Source organism: Mesorhizobium sp. GW821-FHT04C10, assembly GCF_059420305.1.
On record NZ_JBWKTL010000001.1, the window covers coordinates 1,226,386 to 1,249,040 of the forward strand.

Annotated in this window: 22 protein-coding genes and 1 pseudogene; 19 read left to right on the forward strand and 4 right to left on the reverse strand. The window is 64.0% G+C overall.

Annotated features, from left to right (window positions below; all coding sequences use genetic code 11):
- Positions 1–49: 49 nt before the first annotated feature.
- The 3 genes and pseudogenes from AC07UC_RS05890 to lpdA form a co-directional block, all read left to right on the forward strand.
- Positions 50–559, forward strand: a complete 510-nt coding sequence (locus tag AC07UC_RS05890; protein ID WP_494904601.1) for a hypothetical protein — start codon at positions 50–52, stop codon at positions 557–559.
- Complete coding sequence (locus AC07UC_RS05895) at positions 556–1,311, forward strand: SDR family oxidoreductase (RefSeq protein WP_140776083.1); 756 nt, start codon at positions 556–558, stop codon at positions 1,309–1,311. Before AC07UC_RS05890 ends, AC07UC_RS05895 begins: the two co-directional genes overlap by 4 nt.
- Before the next feature lie 76 nt (positions 1,312–1,387).
- Positions 1,388–2,803 (forward strand): annotated as a pseudogene (gene lpdA / locus AC07UC_RS05900) (dihydrolipoyl dehydrogenase); the annotation flags it as partial.
- A gap of 735 nt (positions 2,804–3,538) precedes the next feature.
- On the opposite strand, the gene AC07UC_RS05905 reads toward lpdA, so the two are convergent.
- Together AC07UC_RS05905 and AC07UC_RS05910 are read right to left on the reverse strand one after the other, a co-directional pair.
- Positions 3,539–4,606, reverse strand: coding sequence for a TraB/GumN family protein (locus AC07UC_RS05905; RefSeq protein ID WP_202325362.1), 1,068 nt, complete (start codon positions 4,604–4,606; stop codon positions 3,539–3,541).
- Between the two features lie 327 nt (positions 4,607–4,933).
- A complete protein-coding gene (locus AC07UC_RS05910) occupies positions 4,934–5,872 on the reverse strand; it encodes a tyrosine recombinase XerC (protein WP_494904603.1) in 939 nt (312 codons plus the stop codon).
- A 119-nt stretch (positions 5,873–5,991) separates the two neighbouring features.
- On the opposite strand from AC07UC_RS05910, the gene rimM reads away from it, so the two are divergent.
- A complete protein-coding gene (gene rimM / locus AC07UC_RS05915) occupies positions 5,992–6,591 on the forward strand; it encodes a ribosome maturation factor RimM (protein WP_140776079.1) in 600 nt (199 codons plus the stop codon).
- Positions 6,588–7,286 (forward strand): tRNA (guanosine(37)-N1)-methyltransferase TrmD, encoded by a 699-nt coding sequence (gene trmD / locus AC07UC_RS05920; protein ID WP_494904606.1) that lies wholly within the window; start codon positions 6,588–6,590, stop codon positions 7,284–7,286. The genes rimM and trmD overlap by 4 nt, the downstream gene beginning before the upstream one ends.
- Here the strand turns inward: trmD and AC07UC_RS05925 are convergent.
- Positions 7,268–8,020: a sulfite exporter TauE/SafE family protein gene (locus AC07UC_RS05925; protein ID WP_494904608.1), complete on the reverse strand. Its 753-nt coding sequence runs from the start codon at positions 8,018–8,020 to the stop codon at positions 7,268–7,270. The genes trmD and AC07UC_RS05925 overlap by 19 nt on opposite strands.
- 328 nt (positions 8,021–8,348) lie before the next feature.
- On the opposite strand from AC07UC_RS05925, the gene rplS reads away from it, so the two are divergent.
- The 10 genes from rplS to AC07UC_RS05975 all read left to right on the forward strand — a co-directional run bounded on the left by rplS (position 8,349) and on the right by AC07UC_RS05975 (position 18,680).
- Positions 8,349–8,894: a 50S ribosomal protein L19 gene (gene rplS / locus AC07UC_RS05930; RefSeq protein WP_027042867.1), complete on the forward strand. Its 546-nt coding sequence runs from the start codon at positions 8,349–8,351 to the stop codon at positions 8,892–8,894.
- 564 nt (positions 8,895–9,458) lie between these two features.
- Complete coding sequence (locus AC07UC_RS05935) at positions 9,459–10,400, forward strand: IS110 family RNA-guided transposase (protein ID WP_494904609.1); 942 nt, start codon at positions 9,459–9,461, stop codon at positions 10,398–10,400.
- Positions 10,401–10,517: 117 nt separating this feature from the next.
- Entirely contained in the window at positions 10,518–10,931 is a 414-nt protein-coding gene (locus AC07UC_RS05940; RefSeq protein WP_494904610.1) for an organic hydroperoxide resistance protein, read from the forward strand.
- Positions 10,928–11,464 carry a MarR family winged helix-turn-helix transcriptional regulator gene (locus tag AC07UC_RS05945; RefSeq protein WP_494904612.1) on the forward strand — a complete coding sequence of 179 codons (537 nt, stop codon included), beginning with the start codon at positions 10,928–10,930 and terminating at the stop codon, positions 11,462–11,464. The genes AC07UC_RS05940 and AC07UC_RS05945 overlap by 4 nt, the downstream gene beginning before the upstream one ends.
- 157 nt (positions 11,465–11,621) lie before the next feature.
- Positions 11,622–12,419: a transporter substrate-binding domain-containing protein gene (locus AC07UC_RS05950; protein WP_494904614.1), complete on the forward strand. Its 798-nt coding sequence runs from the start codon at positions 11,622–11,624 to the stop codon at positions 12,417–12,419.
- A 137-nt stretch (positions 12,420–12,556) separates the two neighbouring features.
- A complete protein-coding gene (locus AC07UC_RS05955) occupies positions 12,557–13,369 on the forward strand; it encodes an amino acid ABC transporter permease (RefSeq protein WP_140776072.1) in 813 nt (270 codons plus the stop codon).
- 55 nt (positions 13,370–13,424) lie between these two features.
- The gene (locus tag AC07UC_RS05960) at positions 13,425–14,060 is read left to right on the forward strand and encodes a class I SAM-dependent DNA methyltransferase (protein ID WP_494904616.1); all 636 of its coding nucleotides are present in this window, start codon (positions 13,425–13,427) and stop codon (positions 14,058–14,060) included.
- Positions 14,061–14,475: 415 nt separating this feature from the next.
- Positions 14,476–15,885, forward strand: a complete 1,410-nt coding sequence (gene leuC, locus AC07UC_RS05965) for a 3-isopropylmalate dehydratase large subunit (RefSeq protein ID WP_140776070.1) — start codon at positions 14,476–14,478, stop codon at positions 15,883–15,885.
- Between the two features lie 277 nt (positions 15,886–16,162).
- Positions 16,163–17,359 carry a GGDEF domain-containing protein gene (locus AC07UC_RS05970; protein ID WP_494904618.1) on the forward strand — a complete coding sequence of 399 codons (1,197 nt, stop codon included), beginning with the start codon at positions 16,163–16,165 and terminating at the stop codon, positions 17,357–17,359.
- Positions 17,360–17,465: 106 nt separating this feature from the next.
- Complete coding sequence (locus AC07UC_RS05975; protein WP_494904620.1) at positions 17,466–18,680, forward strand: GGDEF domain-containing protein; 1,215 nt, start codon at positions 17,466–17,468, stop codon at positions 18,678–18,680.
- Here the strand turns inward: AC07UC_RS05975 and AC07UC_RS05980 are convergent.
- Positions 18,664–19,026 carry a hypothetical protein gene (locus AC07UC_RS05980; RefSeq protein WP_140776067.1) on the reverse strand — a complete coding sequence of 121 codons (363 nt, stop codon included), beginning with the start codon at positions 19,024–19,026 and terminating at the stop codon, positions 18,664–18,666. The genes AC07UC_RS05975 and AC07UC_RS05980 overlap by 17 nt on opposite strands.
- 316 nt (positions 19,027–19,342) lie before the next feature.
- Between AC07UC_RS05980 and AC07UC_RS05985 the strand changes: the two genes are divergently transcribed.
- The 4 genes from AC07UC_RS05985 (at position 19,343) to sdhA (ending at position 22,655) form a co-directional block, all read left to right on the forward strand.
- On the forward strand, positions 19,343–19,768 hold the full coding sequence (locus AC07UC_RS05985; protein ID WP_494904622.1) for a hypothetical protein: 426 nt from the start codon (positions 19,343–19,345) through the stop codon (positions 19,766–19,768).
- A 232-nt stretch (positions 19,769–20,000) separates the two neighbouring features.
- Positions 20,001–20,420, forward strand: a complete 420-nt coding sequence (gene sdhC / locus AC07UC_RS05990; RefSeq protein ID WP_202325372.1) for a succinate dehydrogenase, cytochrome b556 subunit — start codon at positions 20,001–20,003, stop codon at positions 20,418–20,420.
- A gap of 2 nt (positions 20,421–20,422) precedes the next feature.
- Complete coding sequence (sdhD, locus tag AC07UC_RS05995; protein WP_056574669.1) at positions 20,423–20,818, forward strand: succinate dehydrogenase, hydrophobic membrane anchor protein; 396 nt, start codon at positions 20,423–20,425, stop codon at positions 20,816–20,818.
- Position 20,819: 1 nt separating this feature from the next.
- Complete coding sequence (gene sdhA / locus AC07UC_RS06000) at positions 20,820–22,655, forward strand: succinate dehydrogenase flavoprotein subunit (protein ID WP_140776063.1); 1,836 nt, start codon at positions 20,820–20,822, stop codon at positions 22,653–22,655.

Sequence of the window (22,655 nt, forward strand, 5' to 3'; positions counted from 1 at the left end):
TGATCCGGAGTTTACACTGCAAGCCGGAGGAAGGGATCTGCGCAGCAGGATGACGACTCGTCCCCTTAGGAGCGTTTTGATCTCGACCATCGTGGGCGGCATGGCGCTGGCTGTGGCCGGCGCGCATGCCGCCTGCCCGATCGAACTCGCGGTCTATGGCGATGCCCAGAGCGGCAGCGAGATCGACTTTACCCCGACCGGCACCTCGGCCACCGTCACCAATACATTCCGCATGATCCTCGACAACAATGTGGTGCTGAACGGCATCGTCATGTGGAACGAAGGTGTTTCCAGGCCGAACGGCGCGCTGATGTACAAATGCCCGGAAGGCGACACCACCGGCGATGAACTCGCCGCCTGTACCCCTTGGCACGGCGTCATCTATACGTCGGACGACAAGGGCAGCATCGGGCTCTTGCCGGCGGAAGGCGTCGATGCGCCGAAGACGCTGATCCTGCCGGATCTCGGTCCGATGCTGCATCAGTCAACCGCCTATGGCGGTAGCGGCTTTTCGAAAGTGCCGTCGGATGTGTTTACGCTGAAGGGATGTCAGGAATGAGCGAGGCGCAAAAAGTGCTGTTGGTCACCGGCGGCAGTCGCGGCATCGGCGCCGCCGTCTGCCGGCTCGGGGCCAAGGCCGGCTATCGCGTGGCAGTCAACTATGCCTCGAACCGGGCTGCCGCCGATGCGCTGGTCGGCGACATCAAGGCCGCCGGCGGCGACGCTTTTTCGGTCAAGGGCGATGTCGGCAGCGAGGCCGATATACTGGCCATCTTCGACGCGGTGGATCGCACCTGGGGCAGGCTCGATGCCTTCGTCAACAATGCAGGCATCGTCGACGCCAAGGCGCGCGTCGACGAGATGAGCGTGGCACGGCTCGAACGCATGATGCGCATCAATGTCGTCGGTTCCATCCTCTGCGCCCGCGAGGCGGTCAAGCGCATGTCGACCCGCCACGGCGGCAAGGGCGGAGCGATCGTCAATATCTCGTCGGCCGCGGCGGTGCTGGGCGCGCCGGACAATTATGTCGACTATGCCGCGTCCAAGGGCGCCATCGACACGCTCACCGTCGGGCTCGCCCGCGAGGTGGCGCTGGAAGGCATCCGCGTCAACGCGGTGCGGCCGGGCATCATCGACACCGACATCCACGCCTCCGGCGGACAGCCGGACCGGGTGGCTCTGATCCAGGACACGCTGCCGATGAAAAGAGCCGGCACCGCCGATGAAGTCGCCGCTGCCGTTCTCTATCTTCTATCCGACGCCGCGTCCTATACGACAGGCGCGATCCTGAATGTCAGCGGCGGCCGCTGAGCGCTCTCAAGCAGTTCGAGCATGATGTTATCCGAAAACCGCGTCGCACTTTTCGGCATCATGCTCAAAACAGAAGGACAGTATCATGGCTTATGACGTCGTTATCATCGGATCGGGACCCGGCGGCTATGTCTGCGCCATCAAGGCGGCACAGCTCGGGCTGAAGGTCGCGGTGGTCGAGAAGAACGCGACCTTCGGTGGCACCTGCCTCAACATCGGCTGCATCCCGTCCAAGGCGCTGCTTTATGCCTCGGAAATGTTCGCCGAGGCCGGCCATTCCTTCGATACGCTCGGTGTCGAGATCGCCGCACCGAAGCTGAACCTGAAGAAGATGATGGCGCACAAGGATGCGACTGTGTCGTCCAACGTCAACGGCGTCGCCTTCCTGTTCAAGAAGAACAAGATCGATAGCTTTCGCGGCACCGGCAAGGTGCTCGCGGCCGGCAAGGTGTCGGTCACCGGCGAGGACGGCAAGGTCGAGGAGATCGAGACGAAGAACATCGTCATCGCCACCGGTTCGGATGTCGCCGGCATACCCGGCGTCAAGGTCGATTTCGACGAGAAGGTGATCGTGTCGTCGACGGGCGCGCTGTCGCTGGACAAGGTTCCCGGCCATCTGGTGGTGGTCGGCGGCGGCGTCATCGGGCTCGAGCTCGGTTCGGTGTGGGCGCGGCTCGGCGCCAAGGTCACCGTGGTCGAGTTCCTCGATACGATCCTCGGTGGCATGGACGGCGAGGTCTCCAAGCAGTTCCAGCGGCTGCTCTCCAAGCAAGGCTTCGAGTTCAAGCTCGGCGCCAAGGTCACCGGCGTCGCCAAGGCCAAGAAGGGGGCGACCGTCACCTTCGAGCCGGTGAAGGGCGGCGCCGCCGAGACCATCGCGGCCGATGTCGTGCTGATCGCCACCGGCCGCCGCGCCTTTTTGGACACTCTTGGTCTCAAGGAAGCGGGCGTCGAGGTCGACGAGCGCGGCCGGGTCAAGACCGACGGGCATCTCAAGACCAACGTGCCTGGTATCTATGCCATCGGCGATGTCATCGCCGGGCCGATGCTGGCGCACAAGGCCGAGGACGAGGGCGTGGCGGTGGCCGAAACCATTGCCGGCCAGGCCGGCCATGTGAACTACGAGGTCATTCCGAGCGTCGTCTACACCAGCCCCGAAATCGCCTCGGTCGGCAAGACCGAGGAAGAACTGAAGAAGGCCGGCATCGACTACAAGGTCGGCAAATTCCCGTTCAGCGCCAATGGCCGGGCACGCGCCATGCTGCACACCGACGGCTTCGTGAAAATCCTCGCCGACAAGGTCAGCGACCGGGTGCTTGGCGTGCATATCGTCGGCTTCGGTGCCGGCGAGATGATCCACGAGGCGGCGGTGCTGATGGAGTTCGGCGGCTCGTCGGAGGATCTCGCCCGCACCTGCCATGCGCATCCGACGATGTCGGAAGCGGTGAAGGAGGCGGCGTTGGCCACCTTCTTCAAGCCGATCCATATCTAAGGCCTTTCATAAACTCTACTCCGGCGGCCATCTGGTGCGGCTTTCTCCGCTTCTCACAGCGCCGCGCGCCCTCTTGGACGCGCAAAGGACGCTGTGACACTTTTGACTGGCGCATGATCCTTTCCGAAAATCGGACCGTTTTTCGGGGTCATGCGCTGCACACGGACCCAAATGTCCGCTGCGCTCCGGTTCTCGAAAACCACACCAGCTGACTCACCGGAGCGAGTTTCTGGAAAGGCCTTCCAGGCGTCATCGCTCAAAGCAAAACGGCCCGCTTTTCAGCGGGCCGTTTGTATCTGGTATCGAGCCGATCAGTTGGCCGGTGCAGGCGCCGGAGCGGGTGCGGGCGCTGGTGCCGGAGCAGGCGCGGGTGCCGGCGCAGGGGCCGGAGCTGGCGCGGGAGCCGGTGCTGGCTCTGGTGCCGGAGCGGGCGCTGGGGCCGGGGCCGGTGTGCTGGCCGCCGGCGCTTCGGCGGGTGCCGGATGCTCGCCGCTTCTGCCGAAAACGTAATACGCGACAATCGCCAGGATAACGACGACCAGCGCAATCAGCCAGGGGCTGCCGCCACCGCCGCTTGGCCTGGGAGTGTCGTTCGATGGATTCGCCATAAAAGTGTCCTCCGTGGATGAAAATAATCAATCAACAGCCATCAACGCGCAACCGTTGAATGGGTTTCACGCTAGGGAAGGAAAGCGCCGAAAACGCGGCGTTTGGGTCCTTCCGCTGCCATCCGACTCAATTGACGGCGGTGACAGTATAGCCGGCTTTGCGGAAATCCTCGACCAGTCCTTCCGGGCCGGGAAGGTGCAGCGCGCCGACCGCCATGAAGGCGTTGCCTTTGGCCAGGATCGGCTCGGCATGATCGATCATCACCTTGTTGCGGCTGGTGATCATGGTTTCCTCGAAGGCCGCATAGCCGGCCGCGTCGTTCTGCTCTTCGGGCATGGCGGCGCGGAACAGCGGCCAGAACATGCCGGTTTCGCCGCGCTGGTAGAGCAGGATCATGGTTTCGTTGATGTCGTTGACCTTGTCGCCGAGCTTCAACGTGTCGACGAGGCCCTTCATGTGAAAGGCGAGCGGCAGCGAGGCCATGGCGCGCAGCTGGCTCTCGGCCGTTTCCAAACCTTCGACCGGCTTGCCGGCGGCCTTGGCGCCCTCGGCCAGCTTGACGTCAAGCACCGGGGCGCCGCCGGACTGGCGGGCGAGTTCGCAGGCCGGAAGCGCCATCATGGCCGAAAGCATCCACGGCTTCATCTTGGCGACGGTTGCCGGCGGAATGCCGCGCGCATCGAGCGCGGCATTCATGGCCGCCGCTTCGTCCGGCGACAGCAAGGACGACAGCGTCGTGGAGTCGGTGAACATCATCAGGTCCGGCTCCTTGAGCATCGCCGTCATCATCTTCTGCTTGTCGAGCACGTCGGTGGTCTCGATGATGAGGGTGCCGGCGGCGTCAAAAGCCTTCTGCGCCTGCGGCGGCAGCGTGGTGACGCGCGGGTCGGTCATGTGCATGGTGCCGAACAGGTAGGATGGCTGCTCGCCTGGTTTTTCCAGCTTCCACAACAGGCCCTTGCCGTTGAGCGTCGCGGCGGCTTCGGCCTCGATCTTGCTGTAGGCGGCAGGGCTGCTCTTCCGCAGGGCCGACACCATGTCGGCGCCGGTGCAGGTCGGGATTTCCGCATGTGCCCTGCCGGTCGCGAACAACAGCACGGCAAGGAAGGACAGGAAAAACAGCACGTTGAGCGCGACAAGCAGCTTCAGCGAGATGGAAGCTGCGCGGTCGGCGATGGCAATGACGCGTTTCATGACACCTTTTCTAGAGGTGAAAAGCGGCAAAACGGTTAATTGGGGGATTGAAATTGTCTTCGACCGGCTGTGACTTCGTCATCCACGGGCGGAGCAAGGAGCGAAGCGACGCGGCGTAGACCCGAGGATCCATGCCGGGACTCTCGAGCGCCGCAACGGTGCAGAATCCTGCTCCGCTGCACCCGTCAGTAAGGTCGCGGCATGGATCCTCGGGTCTCCGCGACGCCGCTGCGCGGCTGCTCCGCCCGTGGATGACGAAGTTGGGAACGCTTCGGCTAATCACGAATGTTTATGAGGCCACCGATACCTGTGCGGCGCCATCGGCGTTCACGCCCTCGGATGCGCCGATTCGTAGATTTCGAGCAGCCTCGCCGTGTCGACGCCGGTGTAGATCTGCGTCGTCGACAGGCTGGCATGGCCGAGCAGCTCCTGGATGGTGCGCAAATCGCCGCCTCTGCCGAGCAGATGCGTGGCGAAGGAGTGGCGCAGCGCGTGCGGCGTCGCCGTGTCGGGCAGGTTGAGCGCCGAGCGCAGTTTCGCCATGTCGCGCTGGATGATGGCCGGGTTGAGCGGGCCGCCGCGCGCGCCGCGAAACAACAGGCCTTTCGGGTCGAGATGATGGGGACAGAGCCGGCGGTATTCGGCGATTGCCCGGAGCGCCACCGGCAGCACCGGCACCAGCCGCGTCTTGCCGCCCTTGCCGGTGACGCGCAGCACCGTGTCGGCCTCCGAGGCTAGATCGGCGCCGGCGAGGCCGAGCGCTTCCGAGATGCGCAAGCCCGAGCCGTAGAGCAGCGTCAGCACGGCTGCGTTGCGGGCAGCGATCCAGGGCTCTTCCGCCAGTTGACCTTCCATGGACACAACCTGCTTGGCGTCGCTTGCGGTCAGCGGTTTGGGCAGTGACTTGGGCTGGCGCGGCGCGCGCAGGGCAGTGGCACCCGCCGCATTGGCGAGACCGCGCTGTTCCAGGAACCGCAGCAGCGAACGGATGCCGGCGAGACCCCGGCCGAGCGTACGGGCGCCGACGCCTTGGTTGCGGCGGGCAGCAAGGAAGCCGCGCAGATCGGCCGGGCGCAGATTGGCGATATCGGAAATGCCGGGCGAGCCGCCGCAATGGCCGGTAAGGAAATGCAGGAACTGGCGCGTGTCGCGCTCATAGGCCTCCACTGTCTCGGGTGACAGGCGACGTTCACGCGCGAGCATCTTCAGCCAGCTTTCACGCGCCGCCTGGAGATCGGGTTTGGCCGGGATGAGGAATTCCTGCATGACGGCATTCTCGAGTATTCGGGTTAGGAAGCGGTGAAGAGCCCGTCATTGAAATGACAGCGGGCGATCATTGAAATGACACCGGGCTGGGGCTAGAGCAGGCCAAAGGATATTTCGCGATGAGCAAGCCGCAAAACCCCGTCCAGATGGCCGTTATCGGCGCCGCCCACGGCATCAAGGGCGAACTCAGGGTGAAAACCTTCACCGGCGAGCCGATGGCGCTGGCCGATTATGGCCCGCTCTATGCCAGGGATGGCCGTGCCTTCCAGATAACGGACATAAGGCCGGCCAACACCGTCGTCGTGGTGCGCTTCAAGGGCATCAGCGACCGCAACGCGGCCGAGGCGCTCGCCGGCACGGAGCTGTTCGTCGACCGCTCGATGCTGCCCGACGATGGCGAGGAGGACGAGTTCTATCATGCTGACCTGATCGGGCTGGAAGTCCGCGACGATACGGGTGCCGCGCTCGGCAAGGTGGTCGCGGTGCACAATTTCGGTGGCGGCGACATTCTCGACGTGACGCTTTCCGGCCGCAAGGGTGTGCTGATCCCGTTCACGCAGGCCGCCGTTCCGCAGGTGTCGATCGCCGAAGGTTTTGTCCGCGTCGATCCGGCGGCAGCCGGGCTGGTCGAGGACGAGGATGGCGAAGCGCCGCGCGAGGAAGATTTCGATCCGAAAGGCAGGCCGCGCGGACCGCGCGACGCCGGGGGCAACCGGTGACGTTCAAGGCTTCGGTGCTGACGCTCTATCCCGAGATGTTTCCCGGCGCGCTCGGCCTGTCGCTGGCGGGCCGCGCGCTGGAGGCCGGCACATGGTCGCTGGAAGCCATACAGATCCGCGACTTCGCCACCGACAAGCACCGCACCGTCGACGACACGCCGGCCGGCGGCGGTGCCGGCATGGTGATGCGCGCCGATGTGTTGGCCAGGGCGATCGACCACGCCTCTGCGGGAGGCGATTTGCGTCCGCGACTTTTGATGAGCCCGCGCGGCAAACCGCTGACGCAGACGCGGGTGCGGGAACTCGCCGCCGGGCCGGGCGCCGTCATCCTGTGCGGCCGCTTCGAGGGTGTCGACCAGCGGCTGATCGAGGCTCGTGGCCTGGAAGAGGTGTCTATCGGCGATTTCATCCTTTCCGGCGGCGAGCCGGCGGCGCTTGTTCTGCTCGACGCGGTGGTGCGGCTGTTGCCCGGCGTGATGGGCAACGCCGTGTCCGGCGAGGAAGAGAGCTTTGAAAACGGCCTGCTCGAACATCCGCACTACACGAGACCGCAGGAATTCGAGGGACGGGAGATTCCCGAAGTGCTGATCTCCGGCAATCACAAGAAGATCGCGGCATGGCGGCGTGCGGAGTCGGAAGCGCTGACGAAAGAACGGCGGCCGGATCTGCTCGGCGATCAGCCCTTGCCGAAATAATAAAACGCCAGAAACAGGCCGACGGCGATGACGAAGCCGCGCACCACGTTCTGCGGCACGCGCTTGGCGATCCAGACGCCGGCATAGCCGCCCAGCGCGCCGCCGGGGATCATGACGATTGCCTGCGGCCAGGCGACGACGCCACCCGAGACGAAGACGACAATGGCGACAGCCGCGATGACCACCGCCAGCATGTTCTTCAGCGCATTCAGCCGGTGGTAGTCGCCGGCCTGCGTCAGGCCAAGCGTTGCCAGCATCATCACGCCCATGCCGGCGCCGAAGAAGCCGCCGTAGATGGCGGTGATGAATTGCGCCAGCGAGCCGGCGAGTGAGCTCACCGATGCCTCTTGGCCGGGTTTTGGCGCCGGCCTCAGCCATGGTCCGGCGGCAAACAGCGCCGTTGCGCCCAGCAGCAGCCACGGCACCAGGACGCGAAACGAGGGATTGTCGAGCGCCAGCAGGATCAGGGCGCCCGCCAGTGCGCCAATCGCCGAGATGAGGCAGAGCAGCAGGGCGCCGCGCCAGAAATGCCTGATGTCGTCCCGATAGGCTAGCGTCGAGGTGATGTAGCCTGGAAATTGGGTAACCGACGAGGTGGCGTTGGCGACGATCGGCGGCACGCCGACCAATGTCATGGCGCCAAAGGTGATGAAGGTGCCGCCGCCGGCGACCGCGTTGGCAGCGCCGGACAGGAAGCCCGCCAGGAAAAGCAGGATGGCGTCGAAGACAGACATGGAATGCCGCCGCGGAAACTGTGGTATTCCAGGCTTAGGAAGCCTGGCTGGCGGGCGCAACCCGGCAAGGCCGGTAATACAATGGTGCCATGCAGGCAAAAAAGACTCGTGCTCGGGCGTGACAAAGCGCCGAAATAGCTGTATGTGCGCGCCGAACCGGAAGAAAAATCTGCCGGGCCCGTCAACAATGACGGTGTAGTCGCCCCTGTCCGATGTCTTGGAGACAAAAATGTCTCGGAGACAAAGGACATAGCCGAGCGGTCAATGGAACTGCAAGGCGAGCGCAGGGCGCTCTGACTGTCGGAAGAACAAGAAGTGGACTATTGAGATGGATATTCTCCGTCAGCTCGAGGCCGAGCAGGCCGCCAAGATCGAAGCCAAGCGCAAGCTCCCCGAATTCCAGCCCGGCGACACCGTGCGCGTCCAGGTCCGCGTGACCGAAGGCACCCGCACCCGCGTCCAGGCCTATGAGGGCGTCGTCATTGCCCGCGCCGGCTCCGGCTTCCAGGAAAATTTCACCGTCCGCAAGATCTCCTACGGCGAAGGCGTCGAGCGCGTGTTCCCGGTCTACTCGCCGATGGTCGAGGGTGTCGAGATCGTGCGTCGCGGCAAGGTGCGTCGCGCCAAGCTCTATTACCTGCGCGATCGTCGCGGCAAGTCGGCCCGTATTTCGGAAAACACCGGCGTGCGCGCCCGCAAGCTCAACGATGAGGAGCGCGACGCGCTGAACGCCGAGAAGGCCCGCATCGAGGCCGAGAAGGTTGCCGCTGCCCAGGCGCTGGCCGCCGAGACGGCCGCCAAGGAAGCCGCCGAGAAGAAGGCCGCCGCCGAAGCTGAGGCCGCCAAGGCCGCTGAAGCGACCCCGGCCGAATAAGATTTTCGGCAATCTCATTCAAAAAGGCGGCTTCGGCCGCCTTTTTTCGTTTTGGCGAACAGCCAAGGGCCACCTTCAGTGATAGCCCTCCCGGTTCCCATCAAATTCACGTTTGCGGGCCACCTCAGCGATTGGCCGAAACATCTGCGCTTCGTCATCCACGGGCGAAGCAAGGAGCGCAGCGACGCGGCGCAGACCCGAGGATCCATGCCGCGACTTCTGAGCGCCGCTACGGTGCAGAACCGGCTGGTTTAGCGCTACCCTCAGTCTGAACCGCCGCGCTCGTGTCGACCGTCACGGCATGGATCCTAGGGTTTCCGCGACGTCGCTTCGCGACTGCTCCACCCCAGGATTGTTTGAGAAGGATCGGGTAGTCTGGCGGCCGGGACTGCGGCCCATCACAACCGGCAGTCCCGGCGGCAGGCGACCGTCCCTGGGATCGGGCAACACCCGACGTCATCATGGTCCCTGCCGTTTTTGTCCGCCATCGCTTGGAGAGTTGATTGGCCGCTGGCTCGCGCCACGCCCGCAAACAATCCGAAGCCTGACAAGGATACCACCAGCATGGCCTTCTTGCACCAACAACCGAAACTGTGCCTCGGCCTCGATATCGCCAAGGACACCATCACCGCCGCCGATGGCACCACCACCCATGTCATCGACAACCAGCGACGCACGATCCGCGCCTTCCTCAAGAGCCACAAGCAGGCAGACCTTGTGGTCTGTGAACCGACCGGTGGCCATGAAGGCCTGCTGCTCGAAGAGTGCCTGCGTGCCGGCATCGCCTGCCATCGCGCCGACACGCTCAAGGTCAAGAGCTTCATCCGCTCCTACGGCACCCACGGTAAGAGCGATGCCATCGATGCCGCGATGTTGAGAGCCTACGGTCGCGAACGCTGGGAAAAGCTGACCCTTTGGCAGGCTCCGGACCCCCACGAGACCCGCTTGCGCGCCTTGGTGCGCCGCCGCCAGGAGCTCATCGCCATCAAGATCGCCGAGAAGAACCGCGCCAAGGCACCTGGTGCTCGAGACCTCGCCGCCTCCTTCGAGGCCGTGATCAAAGTCGTCGAGCGTCAGATCCAGGCGATCGATGCAGCCATGCGCGAGCTGATCGCCAACAGCAGCGCCCTCAAGCATCGAGCCGCCATCTGCACGGCCATGGACAGTCTCGGCCCAATCGTGGCCGCCAAGCTGCTGGCCATCTTGCCCGAACTCGGCACCATGACACGTCGAAAGGCTGCCGCGCTTGCAGGGCTCGCGCCTCATCCAAACGACAGCGGACAAAAGCAAGGCTACCGCAAAATCCGTGGCGGACGACCGGAGATCAGGAGCATGCTCTACATGCCCGCATTGCACGCCGCTGCCGGAAGGGGCGAGTTCGCAACCTTCTACAAACACCTCATCGCCAACGGCAAAAAGCCAATGGTGGCCATCGCTGCAGTCATGCGAAAGATCGTCGTCACCCTAAACGCCAGGCTCAGAGACGCCACCATTCCTCAGAGTTGATGACGAAGTCCGGGATTCCCGCCGTCGTTCAAAGATAGCAAACACAGCAGCTAGAGGCTTGACGGCACATTATCTTTTGTACTAAATAATCGTACACAAGATAATTGGAGACATGATATGGCACTTTATACCGCACAGGCTCACGTCACCGGTGGCCGCGCCGGCCATGGCGAGACCAGCGATGGTCTGCTCAAAGTCGATCTGGCGATGCCCAAGGAGCTTGGTGGACCGGGCGGCGCCACCAATCCCGAGCAGCTTTTCGCCATCGGCTACGCTGCCTGCTTCGAAAGCGCCATCCGCTTCGTCGCGCGCAAACAGAAGCTGCCGCTCGAGGATGCGGCGATAACCGCCACCGTCAACCTGCTTCCCAATGGCGAAGGCTTCAAGCTCGGCGTCGCGCTAGCGGCGGAGACGAAAGGCCTTGATCAGGCGACTGCTGAGGCGCTTGTATCGGAGGCACACAAGATCTGCCCCTATTCGAACGCCATCAGGGGCAATGTCGACGTAGCGCTTTCGGTAAAGGCGGCATGACGACAAAAGTCGAAACGAGAGCCAAAAATGCCCCGGCGGAGGCCGCCGGGACGTTTCACGTGCCGCGGCTCGATCAGCAGCTGTGCTTCGCGCTCTACTCGGCGAGCGGGCTGATGACCAAGGTTTATCGCCCGCTGCTCGAGCCGCTTGGTCTCACCTATCCGCAATATCTGGTGATGCTGGCGCTGTGGGAGCACGCGCCGAGCACCATTGGCGCGCTTGGCGAAGCGCTGGGCCTGGATTCCGCGACGCTGACGCCACTGCTCAAGCGGATGGAGGCGGGTGGGCTCGTCACCCGCCGGCGCGATGCCGCCGACGAGCGCCGGGTGCTCGTCGAGCCGACCGCCAAGGGCCAGGCGCTGCGTGCTCACATGAAGCATGTGTCCGCCGCACTCGCCTGCAGCGTGCCGCTGGAGCCTGGCGACGTGAAAGTCCTGCACGCCACACTCACCCACCTTGTCGCCGGTCTGCGCAACGCTGTGACCGATGATCGATCAGCGGATGCGGAAGCGCCGGTCTCCGGCTCGAGATAAGCAGATCATCCCGAAATCCCTGAATTGAGGGCATTGGAATCCCCTTTCACGCGCGCTGACGCAGCGGACCGTCTTGCATGGCGTTTGCGGGAAGCTAAAGTCGGCGCCGGATTTCCTGTAAGCCCATCTGGGCGCTTTCAATTTTCGGGAGTGTGTCATGACCAAGTCGAAACTGCTGCTGGCCGGCCTGCTTGCCCTCGTCCTGGCGCCTGTTGCCGCTTTCGCGCAGGCGCTGCCCGACTTCGGCGGCAAAAAGGTGGTGGTGGTGACCGAAAACGCCTATCCGCCGCTGCAGTTCATCGACGCCAAGACCGGCAAGCAGATCGGCTGGGAGTATGACGCGATGAACGAGATCGCCAAGCGGCTCAACTTCAAGGTCGAGTACCAGAACACCTCCTGGGACGCGATGATCCAGGCCGTTTCCGATAACCAATACAACATCGGCATGACCGGCATCACTATCAAGGACGACCGCAAGGAGAAGGTCGATTTCTCCGACCCCTATATGCGCTCGGAGCAGTTCATGCTGGTGCGCGGCGACGAAAGCCGCTTCACCGACGCCAAGACCTTTGGGGCCTTCAAGGACGGGCTGATCGGCGCGCAGGCCGGCACCACGCCTTTCTACACCGCCGTCTACAGCGTGCTCGACGGCAATGAGCAGAACCCGCGCATCAAACTGTTCGAGACGTTCGGCGCCACGGTGCAGGCACTGAAGTCGGGCGACGTCGATGTCGTGCTGACCGACGGCACCGCCGGCAAGGGCTATGTCGATGCGTCGGAGGGCAAGCTGAAGCTCATCGGCGGACCGCTCGGCACCGAGGATTTCGGCTTCATCTTCCCGAAAGGGTCGGACCTGGTGAAGCCGGTCAACGCCGCGATCGCGGCGCTCAAGGCGGACGGGACGTTCGACGCGCTGAACAAGAAGTGGTTTCTTGACTACAAGATGGGGCAGTAGGCCCTGTTGTTGACAGCAGTGCCTGTGCGGGAAATCGCGCTGGGTTTGCGCTTGAGCACCCCCCTCTGCCCCGGCGGCAGGACAGGGGGTGCCTTGGCACCTGACCTTCGCGATATCTGCCTTGCCAGCCGCGCCTGATGGCACCTTCGTCTTCCTCCACCAAAGCCGAATTCCCCTGGTGGCTTGCCGTTGCCGCTGCCCTTGCCCTGGCGGCGGCTTTGTTCATCGCGGCCAGCGATCTCTACACCCAGGTCTTCGCCACCGTCGCCAAGGGCATCGGCGTCACCGTCTTCGTCACTGTGGTCGCTTTCGCCCTGGCGTCGATCATCGGCCTCGGCATCGCCTTGATGGGCCTGTCCGCGTCGCCCTGGCTGCGCCAGATCGCCCGCTTCTATGTCGAGATCATCCGTGGCGTGCCGATCCTGGTGCTGCTGTTCTGGATCGCCTTTGCCGGTGCACCGGGCTTCGTCGCGGCCTGGAACGCGCTGACCGCGCCGCTGCAAAACGCCGGCTATCTCGGCGAGCTTCTGGTGCGCGACGTGTCGCTGCTGTGGCGCGCCATCATGGCGTTGACCATCGGCTACTCGGCCTTCATCTCGGAGGTTTTCCGGGCCGGCATCCAGTCGGTCGAGAAGGGCCAGATCGAGGCGGCCAAGGCGCTTGGCCTGAGCCGCGCGCAACGCTTCCGGCTGATCGTGTTTCCGCAGGCGATCCGCACCATATTGCCGCCGCTCGGCAATGATTTCGTCGCCCTGGTCAAGGATTCCTCGCTGGTCTCGGTGCTCGGCGTCGCCGACATCACCCAGATGGGCAAGGTCTATGCCGCCGGCTCGTTCCGCTTCTTCGAGACCTATTCGATAACAGCCTATATCTATCTCATCCTGACCGTCGGCCTGTCGCTGGCGCTGAGGGCGCTGGAGCGGCGCTTGCGCCGCCAGCACGAGGAATAGTCTTTGGACGCGGACAGGGTTACGATCCTGTCGACATACAGGTTCGGGAGGTCTCATGATCGTCGACAAAGCCAATGCGGCGCTGGATTCCGTCTATGGCGCCGACACGCCGGAATCGCTGGCGCAGGCCTACGCCGCATGGGCCGCGACCTATGACAGCGAGACCGCCTCGCTCGGCTATCTGCTCCCCTTCCTGATCACCGCCTGGCTGGCGCGCTATGTTCCGGCCGGTGAAGGGCCGCTGCTCGACGCCGGCTGCGGCACCGGCCTGTCGGGGCCGTCGCTGAAGGCGCTTGGCTATCGTGACATTGCCGGGCTCGACCTGTCGGATGACATGCTCAAGATCGCCGGCAGCCGCAACGCCTACAGCGAGCTGAAACAGGCGATGCTGGGTGGACCGCTGCCATGGCCGGACGGTCATTTCCGGGCCTTCTTCTCGACCGGCGTGTTCACCATCAGCCACGCTCCGGCATCCGGCCTGCACGATCTGGTGCGCATCACCAAAAAGGGTGGCCACGCCATCTTCACCGTACGCGACCAGGTGTTTGAAAGCGGTGGCTTCCAGGCGGTGTTCGACGAACTGGAACGGGCAGGCAAATGGCGCCTGGTCGAGCAAAGCCCGTGGTTCCGCTGCTATGCCATCGCCGAGCCGGATGCTTTGGTGAAGACGTTCGTATTCGAGGTGATGTGAGCTGCGCCTTCTTCCTTCTCCCCCTTGTGGGAGAAGGTGGCCTCGCGAAGCGAGGTCGGATGAGGGGTGCTCCAGCTTGGCACTGACGACACTCCGTCACCCACCCCTCAACCGTCTCGGCGCTACGCGCCGATCCACCTTCCCCCACAAGGGGGGAAGGAAGAAGGCACCGCCACGCCGCAATTGCCGAAAAGCCAAAACATTGGTATGAGCCACGCCATGGAAGAGCTTTTTGGCGATCCGGCCTACAAGGGGTTCGTGCTGCAGGACAGAAAACGCCTGCCGTCGCGCTTCTCCGCGCGCGTGTCCGGCGCGCTGACCAGCCGACTTACCTAGGCCAACCTGTTCAGGTTGTCGCGCCGGGAACTGCCCGGCGTCTGCTCTTTCCCATTCTCATATCGACGGATTTACGCACATGAGCGCACCGCGCACCCTCTACGACAAGATTTTCGACGACCACGTCGTCGACCGCCAGGACGACGGCACCTGCCTGCTCTACATCGACCGCCACCTCGTCCATGAAGTTACCAGCCCGCAGGCCTTCGAAGGCCTGCGCCTGAGCGGCAGAAAAGTCCGGCATCCGGAAAAGACGCTGGCCGTGGTCGATCACAATGTCTCGACCTCGCCCGAGCGCAAATTCGGTATCAAGAACGAGGAAAGCCGGATCCAGGTCGAGGCGCTGGCCAAGAACGCCAAGGATTTCGGCGTCGAATATTATTCCGAGAACGATATCCGCCAGGGCATCGTCCACATCATCGGCCCCGAGCAGGGCTTTACCTTGCCCGGCATGACCATCGTCTGCGGCGACAGCCACACCTCGACGCATGGCGCGTTCGGCGCGCTGGCGCACGGCATCGGCACGTCGGAAGTCGAGCATGTGCTGGCGACTCAGACGCTGATCCAGCGCAAGGCCAAGAACATGCTGGTCCGCGTTGACGGCCAGCTGCCGGAAGGCGTCACCGCCAAGGACATCATCCTGGCCATCATCGGCGAGATCGGCACTGCCGGCGGCACCGGCTACGTTATCGAATATGCCGGCGAGGCGATCCGCTCGCTGTCGATGGAAGGCCGCATGACGATCTGCAACATGTCGATCGAGGGTGGCGCGCGCGCCGGCCTGATCGCGGCCGACGAGACCACCTTCGCCTATGTCAAGGACAAGCCGCGCGCGCCGAAGGGCGCGGCCTGGGATGCCGCACTCGCCTACTGGAAGACGCTGCAGTCCGACGAAGGCGCGCATTTCGACAAGGTGATCGTGCTCGACGCGGCGAAACTGCCGCCCATCGTCTCCTGGGGCTCTTCGCCCGAGGATGTCGTCTCCGTGCAAGGCATCGTGCCGAACCCGGACGATATCACCGACGAAAACAAGCGCACCTCCAAGCAGCGCGCGCTCGACTATATGGGCCTGACGCCGGGAACCAAGATCACCGACATCACGCTCGACCGCGTCTTCATCGGCTCCTGCACCAATGGCCGTATCGAGGATCTGCGCGCCGCCGCCAAGGTGATCGAGGGCAAGACCGTCAATCCGCGCGTCAACGCCATGATCGTGCCGGGCTCGGGCCTGGTCAAGGAACAGGCGGAAGCGGAAGGCCTCGACAAGATCTTCCTGGCCGCCGGTTTCGACTGGCGCGAGCCGGGCTGCTCGATGTGCCTGGCCATGAATGACGACCGGCTGAAGCCGCATGAACGCTGCGCCTCGACCTCGAACCGCAATTTCGAGGGCCGGCAAGGCTTCAAGGGCCGCACCCATCTGGTCTCGCCGGCGATGGCGGCGGCGGCGGCGATCGCCGGCCACTTCGTCGACATCCGCGACTGGAAATAACAGCCGGTCCACACGTTCCCACCTATGACAGACCCCGGACCGCATCGCGGTTCCGGGGTCTTTTTCATTCGAGCGGCCCGCATATTCGCCTAGAGCCGGATGATTTCAGGTCGAATCGACCTGAAATCTGAATCCGCCTCTAAATCAAAGAGATAGAGCATGATGTCGTCCGAAAACCGCTTCACACTTTTCGGCATCATGCTCCAGGCTTAACCGCTTGTTTGGGCTTGCCCTCTACACTCTTACGCGACGTCAAACGAGGGGAAGTCACGGTCCTTTGGACACCGGCCTGTTCATAGCGCTGCTCAATCCAACGATCGCGCTGGCCCTCGGCGCGGCCTTCTTCGTGCTATGGACCTATCAGCGCCACCGCCCCTATCTGGCCGTGCTGGCGTTCAGCTACTGTGTTTCGGCACCCGGCTTCCTGTTCCAGTATTTCACCTTGCCCATCGGCATGGCGCTGACCAAGCTGGTGTCCAACATCTGCTTCACCATCGCCGGCTGCTGCCTGTCGGGTGCCATCGTCGCCCGCTACGGCCGCAAGGTGCCTCGTGTGGGGATCGGCGTGCTGGCGGGCGGCGGCCTGGCGTCATTTTGCTGGTTCCTGTTCGTCGAGCCGGATCTCACCTGGCGCATCCTGGCGATGAATTTTGCCTTCGGTGGCATCAGCCTGCTGGTCGCCGCCGAATTGCGGCCGGTGCGCAACAATGGTCCAACCGAGAAGATCCTGTTCCTGCTGTCCCTGCTGTCGGGCCTGAATTTCTTCGTGCGCACTTTGATCGTGGTCATCGCGCACGGGCCGTTCACCAGCTATGACGGTTTCTACGGTTCGTCCTACTGGACGACGGCACTGCTCTCGCATGCGCTCTTGTCGCTGCTGATCGCGCTTTGCCTGTTCACCGCCGCCGCACTCGACGTGATGAAGGCGCTCAAGGCCGAGACGCATACCGACCCGCTGTCGGGCCTGCTCAATCGGCGCGGCTTCGAGGAACGCGCCGAGTTCCTGTTGCAGCGTTGCGCGGCGGCGAAGTTTCCGGTCGCACTGGTGTTGGCCGACCTCGACCATTTCAAGACGCTCAACGATGTGCACGGGCATGCCGCCGGCGACCGGGTGATCGCCGATTTCGCCGCCAAGCTGCGCACGGCTACTGGCGCGCGAGGGGCGGCCGGACGTATCGGCGGCGAGGAGTTCGCCGTGCTCTTGCCCCTGAGCGATCTCGCCGCCGCGCGGCTGTTCGCCGAGGCCGTGCGCACACTCTATTCGGCAGGCGGCATCGACGGGCTCCCCGCCGGCACCAAGGTCACCGCCAGCTTCGGCGTGGCGGCCCGCAGCGGCGAGGAAGCGCTGGAACCCTTGATGCGCCGTGCCGACGAAGCGCTCTACAAGGCCAAGAAAAATGGCCGCGACAGTGTGCGCCTTTCCTTCGAGCGGCCGGAGGCGGTGTTTGTACCGGAGCCGTCCAGAGCCGGATGATTTCAAGGCGAATCGACCTGAAGTCTGATCCGTCCCCAATTCAAAAGAGATAGAGCATGATGTCGTCCGAAAACCGCTTCACACTTTTCGGGGGGTGCGAAAAGAGATGAGCGGCGCCAACTTCATCCTGTTGATCAATCTGTCGGTTGCCGGCCTGCTGGCGGCATCCTTCATGGCGGTTGCGTTCCATGATGCCGGCCGCGCCCCGGCACGATGGTTTGCATCAAGCTATGTCCTGGGCATGGCCTATTCGGCCATCGAATTCAGCATTCCCGCCTTCACCGATGCCCGGCTGCCGGTGGTGACTGCCTTCGCGGTTTTCCTTGGCGCAACAATAGCCTTCAATGCCGGACTGGCCCGCAAATACGGCGTCACGCCGCCATGGCCGGCGATACTGTTCTTCCTCCTCGCCGCCACCATCGCCGTCTATCTCGTCCAGGACCTGCCGCGCCAGTCGCTGGCCCGCATGGCGGCCTACCAGCTTCCCTATGCCGTCATGCAATTCGTCGGGCTGGCCATCGTCTGGTCGTCGAGGCAAAGGCATGGCCGGCTCGATCGTCTCCTGATGGCCGTGCTGGTAGCCAGCGTGTTGCTGTTCGCCTCAAAGCCGTTCATCGCGCATGCGCTCGGCGGCTGGGGGGCCAATCCGCAGGCCTATCTGCAAAGCAGCTACGCGCTGGTCTCACAATCGCTCGGCACTGTCTTTGCCCTGGCGCTGGCGCTGCTGATGTTGGCCATCCTGGTTCGTGAGGCGCTTGCCGAAGTGACGTCCAGGTCGGAGACCGATACGCTCTCGGGACTGCTCAATCGTGGTGCCTTCACGCGACAGGCCGAGCTGGCGGTGCTTGGCGCGATGCGACAAGGCGTGCCGGTCGCCCTGGTCATCGCCGACCTCGATCATTTCAAGAGCATCAACGACAGTTTCGGCCATGCCTCCGGCGACCGCGTGATCGAGACCTTTGCCGGTTTCCTGCGCGAAGCCGCCGCCGGCCACCATGTCGCGGGCCGCCTCGGCGGCGAGGAATTCGCAATCATCCTGCCCGGGACCAACCTCGCCGCCGCCCGGTTGTTCGCCGAAGGCACGCGCAGCGCTTTCGGCGCGCTGCCCATCGAAGGGCTGCCCGCGGACAATCGCTGCACGGCGAGTTTCGGGGTCGCCGAACTTCATCCGGGCGAGGAGATTGCCGATCTCATGCGGCGCGCGGATGAGGCGCTCTATCAGGCGAAGAATGCCGGTCGCGACTGCGTACGCATTTCCGCCGGGCCGGCGGATGCACGGGTGTCAGCCGTGTCGGAAGCCAACGCTAGCGGCAGGGGCTGAGTTCGGGCATTTCGCCGTCGGACAGCCCGTACATGTAGCTGCGGCCTTTGACGAAGACCGGCGGCCGGTAGCAATCGCTGTAGCCTGATATCTCGTCGGATTCGTTCTGGTAGATCACCTTGGGCTGACCGGCACTGGTGTAGTCGGACAGCTGCTTGGCCAGCCTGCCCTCACCGACGAGGATGCGCTTGTAGCCGGCGGCGCTGTCGATGACGAGATTGCCGAAGGAATCGGCGTAGACGCGGTCCTGATGACGGGTCCCGGCGAGCGCCGGTACAGCCAGGCCGGCAACCGAAGCCGCCACGATGATCGCCGCAAGGCGCGATCTGCCAGAGTTCGAACGCATGGCGTCCTCCGTGTTCGAGGTTGATAGGATGCATGTCGTTGCCCAAAAACCGCCGACGCACTTTGGAGCGACACGCACAGCCTCCTCGAATCAGAAATTAACCTTTTCTTAACCTTTGTTAAGAGGTCGGCGCGTTTGGCGGCGATGTCTCGATAAACATGGTTAATATCCGTCTGGACAAAAACCCGGCGGCCATCATTCGGCCATGCTTGGCCGCACCATCGCGGCCGGCATCGAATGGATCTGAGGGCAACGCAGGGGCAACCTTGATCTTGGCGCGGCATCGTGGCTAGTCTGCCGCGCGGGAGGACAGCATATGGCGTTACGCCGAACGGTTTGGGTGTCCGTTTTCCCGTTGCTCGGTATCGTTGCTGCCTGCGTGCCGCAGGATGGCGCGCCGAAGGCGGCCAACACCGTCCCGCCCCCGCCGGCTCAGCAGTCCGTCGCAGCCGCGCCGCCGCCGGCACCCGCGACCAAGATCACCACCGACCTGACCGCGCCGCGATCCGGCATCGGCACCGCCACCTACAGATGCGGCAACAACGGCATGATCACCATCCAGAATCTCGGCTCGTCGTTGCATGTGGTCGGGCCCGACGGTGCGACCGAGGAGTTTGCGGCGTCGCCCGCCAACCAGTCCAGCCGCTACCAGGAGGCCGCGACGCATGACGCAATCGTGATCGACGGGCGCGAGGCGCTGGTGATGAAGAGGGGCTCCACGCCACAGACCTGCAAGCGATGAGGCCCGCGTAAACCGCGGCGGCCTATCGCACTGCAGCGAACGCTGTGCCGGCTTCTAATCGATTGAGGCGAAAGGCCGCCGGTTTGTCAGACTAAATGACGTTTTCAAAACGATTTTCTGGCTTTGACGCGGTGCAAAAAGAGCATTAGAAACCGGCTGTCCGAAGTCGCAACCGAAAGCGGTAATGCCGCATTTCCACCTGGGGCTCCAGAGACGCCGAACTGGGGGAGCCATGAGCAAATCACCAGCCACCCGCGAATTCGCCCGGCGTGAACGGCCACTTTCGCCGCACCTGAGCGTGTACCGGCCGCCGATCACCATGACGATGTCGATCATCCATCGCATCACCGGCGGCGCGCTTTATTTCGGCACGCTGCTGGTCGCGGCCTGGCTGATGGCGGCGGCAAGCTCGCAACCGGTTTTCGACTGGGTCAACTGGGCTTTCGGCACCTGGCTCGGCCGGCTCATCCTGTTCGGCTACACCTGGGCGCTGATGCATCACATGCTGGGCGGCGTGCGCCACCTGGTCTGGGATACCGGCGCCGGCCTCGAAAAGCACACGGCCTCCAGGATCGCCTGGGCAACGCTTGCGGGTTCGATCCTGCTCACATTGCTGATCTGGGTCGCCGGCTATATGGCGCGAGGAGCCTGACCATGAGTACTGGCAAGACCGACATGCGCACGCCGCTGGCGAAAGTCCGCGGCCTCGGCTCCGCCCGTGAGGGCACCGGCCATTTCTGGCGGCAGCGCCTCACGGCCATCGCCAACATTCCGCTGACACTGTTCTTCGTCGGGTTCCTCATCGCGCTCAACGGCGCCGGCTATGCGGAGGTGCGCGCGGCGCTTGCCAATCCGTTCGTCGCACTGGTGCTGGCCCTGGTGCTGGTCTCCGGCCTTATCCATATGCGGCTCGGCATGCAGGTGATCATCGAGGACTACGTGCATGGCGAAGGCATGAAGCTGGCGCTCATCGCGCTCAATACATTTTTCACTGTAGCGGTTGGCGTCGCCTCGATCTTCGCCCTGCTCAAGCTGGCATTCGGAGGCTGAGTTGGCCAAGGACGCGAAATCAGCCAACACGGCAGGCTATACCTTTGTCGACCACAAGTTCGACGTGGTGGTGGTCGGGGCCGGCGGTGCCGGCCTGCGCGCCACGCTCGGCATGGCCGAGCAGGGCCTGCGCACCGCTTGCATCACCAAGGTGTTCCCAACCCGCTCGCACACGGTGGCGGCGCAAGGCGGCATTGCCGCCTCGCTGTCCAATATGGGGCCTGATTCCTGGCAATGGCACATGTACGACACCGTCAAGGGGTCGGACTGGCTCGGCGATGTCGACGCCATGGAATATCTGGTGCGCGAGGCACCGGCGGCGGTCTACGAACTCGAGCACTATGGCGTGCCGTTCTCGCGCACCGAAGAGGGCAAGATCTACCAGCGGCCGTTCGGCGGCCACATGATGAACTACGGCGAAGGCCCGCCGGTGCAGCGCACCTGCGCCGCCGCCGACCGCACCGGCCACGCCATCCTGCACACGCTTTACGGCCAGTCGCTGAAGAACAACGCCCAGTTCTTCATCGAGTATTTCGCGCTCGACCTGATCATGGAGCCGGACGGCACCTGCACCGGCGTCGTCGCCTGGAATCTCGATGACGGCACCATCCACCGCTTCTCGGCCAAGATGGTGGTGCTGGCGACCGGCGGCTACGGCCGCGCCTATTTCTCGGCCACATCGGCCCACACCTGCACCGGCGACGGCGGCGGCATGGCATCGCGGGCCGGCTTCCCGCTGCAGGACATGGAATTCGTGCAGTTCCACCCGACCGGCATCTATGGCGCCGGCTGCCTGATCACCGAAGGCGCGCGCGGCGAGGGCGGCTACCTCGTCAATTCCGAAGGCGAGCGCTTCATGGAGCGCTACGCGCCCTCGGCCAAGGACCTTGCCTCGCGCGACGTAGTCTCGCGCTGCATGACGCTGGAGATCCGCGAGGGCCGTGGCGTCGGCAAGAAGAAGGATCACATCTTCCTGCATCTCGACCATCTCGATCCGGCCGTGCTGCATGAGCGGCTGCCCGGCATCTCGGAATCGGCCAAGATCTTCGCCGGCGTCGACCTGACCAAGGAGCCGATCCCGGTGCTGCCGACGGTGCACTACAATATGGGCGGCGTGCCGACCAATTACTGGGGCGAGGTGCTGAACCCGACAACGCGCAGCCCCGACAAGGTGTCGCCCGGGCTGATGGCGGTCGGCGAAGCGGGCTGCGCCTCGGTGCACGGCGCCAACCGGCTTGGCTCGAACTCGCTGATCGACCTGGTGGTGTTCGGCCGCGCCGCGGCGATCCGCGCCGGCCAGGTCATCGACCGCAAGGCGGCGATCCCTTCGCCCAACGCAGCCTCGGTCGAGAAGATCATGGATCGCTTCGACGGGCTGCGCCATGCCAATGGCTCGACGCCGACGGCGGTGCTGCGCGAGAAGATGCAGAAGGCGATGCAGGAAGACGCTGCCGTGTTCCGCACGCAGGAATCGCTGGAGAACGGCTGCAAGCGCATTTCGGAAATCTGGGGCGAACTCAAGGACATCAAGGTCTTCGACCGCTCGATGATCTGGAATTCCGATCTGGTCGAGACACTGGAACTGGAGAACCTGATGGCCAATGCCATCACCACGGTCTACAGCGCCGAGGCGCGCAAGGAGAGCCGTGGCGCGCATGCGCGGGAAGACTTTTCCGCGCGCGACGATGCCACCTGGCGCAAGCACACGCTGGCGAGGGTGGGTGAGGACGGCAAGGTGACGCTCAGCTACCGGCCGGTGCACACCGAGCCGCTGCTGGCCGAAAAGGACGGCGGCATCAACCTCGCCAAGATCGCGCCCAAGGCCAGGGTGTACTGA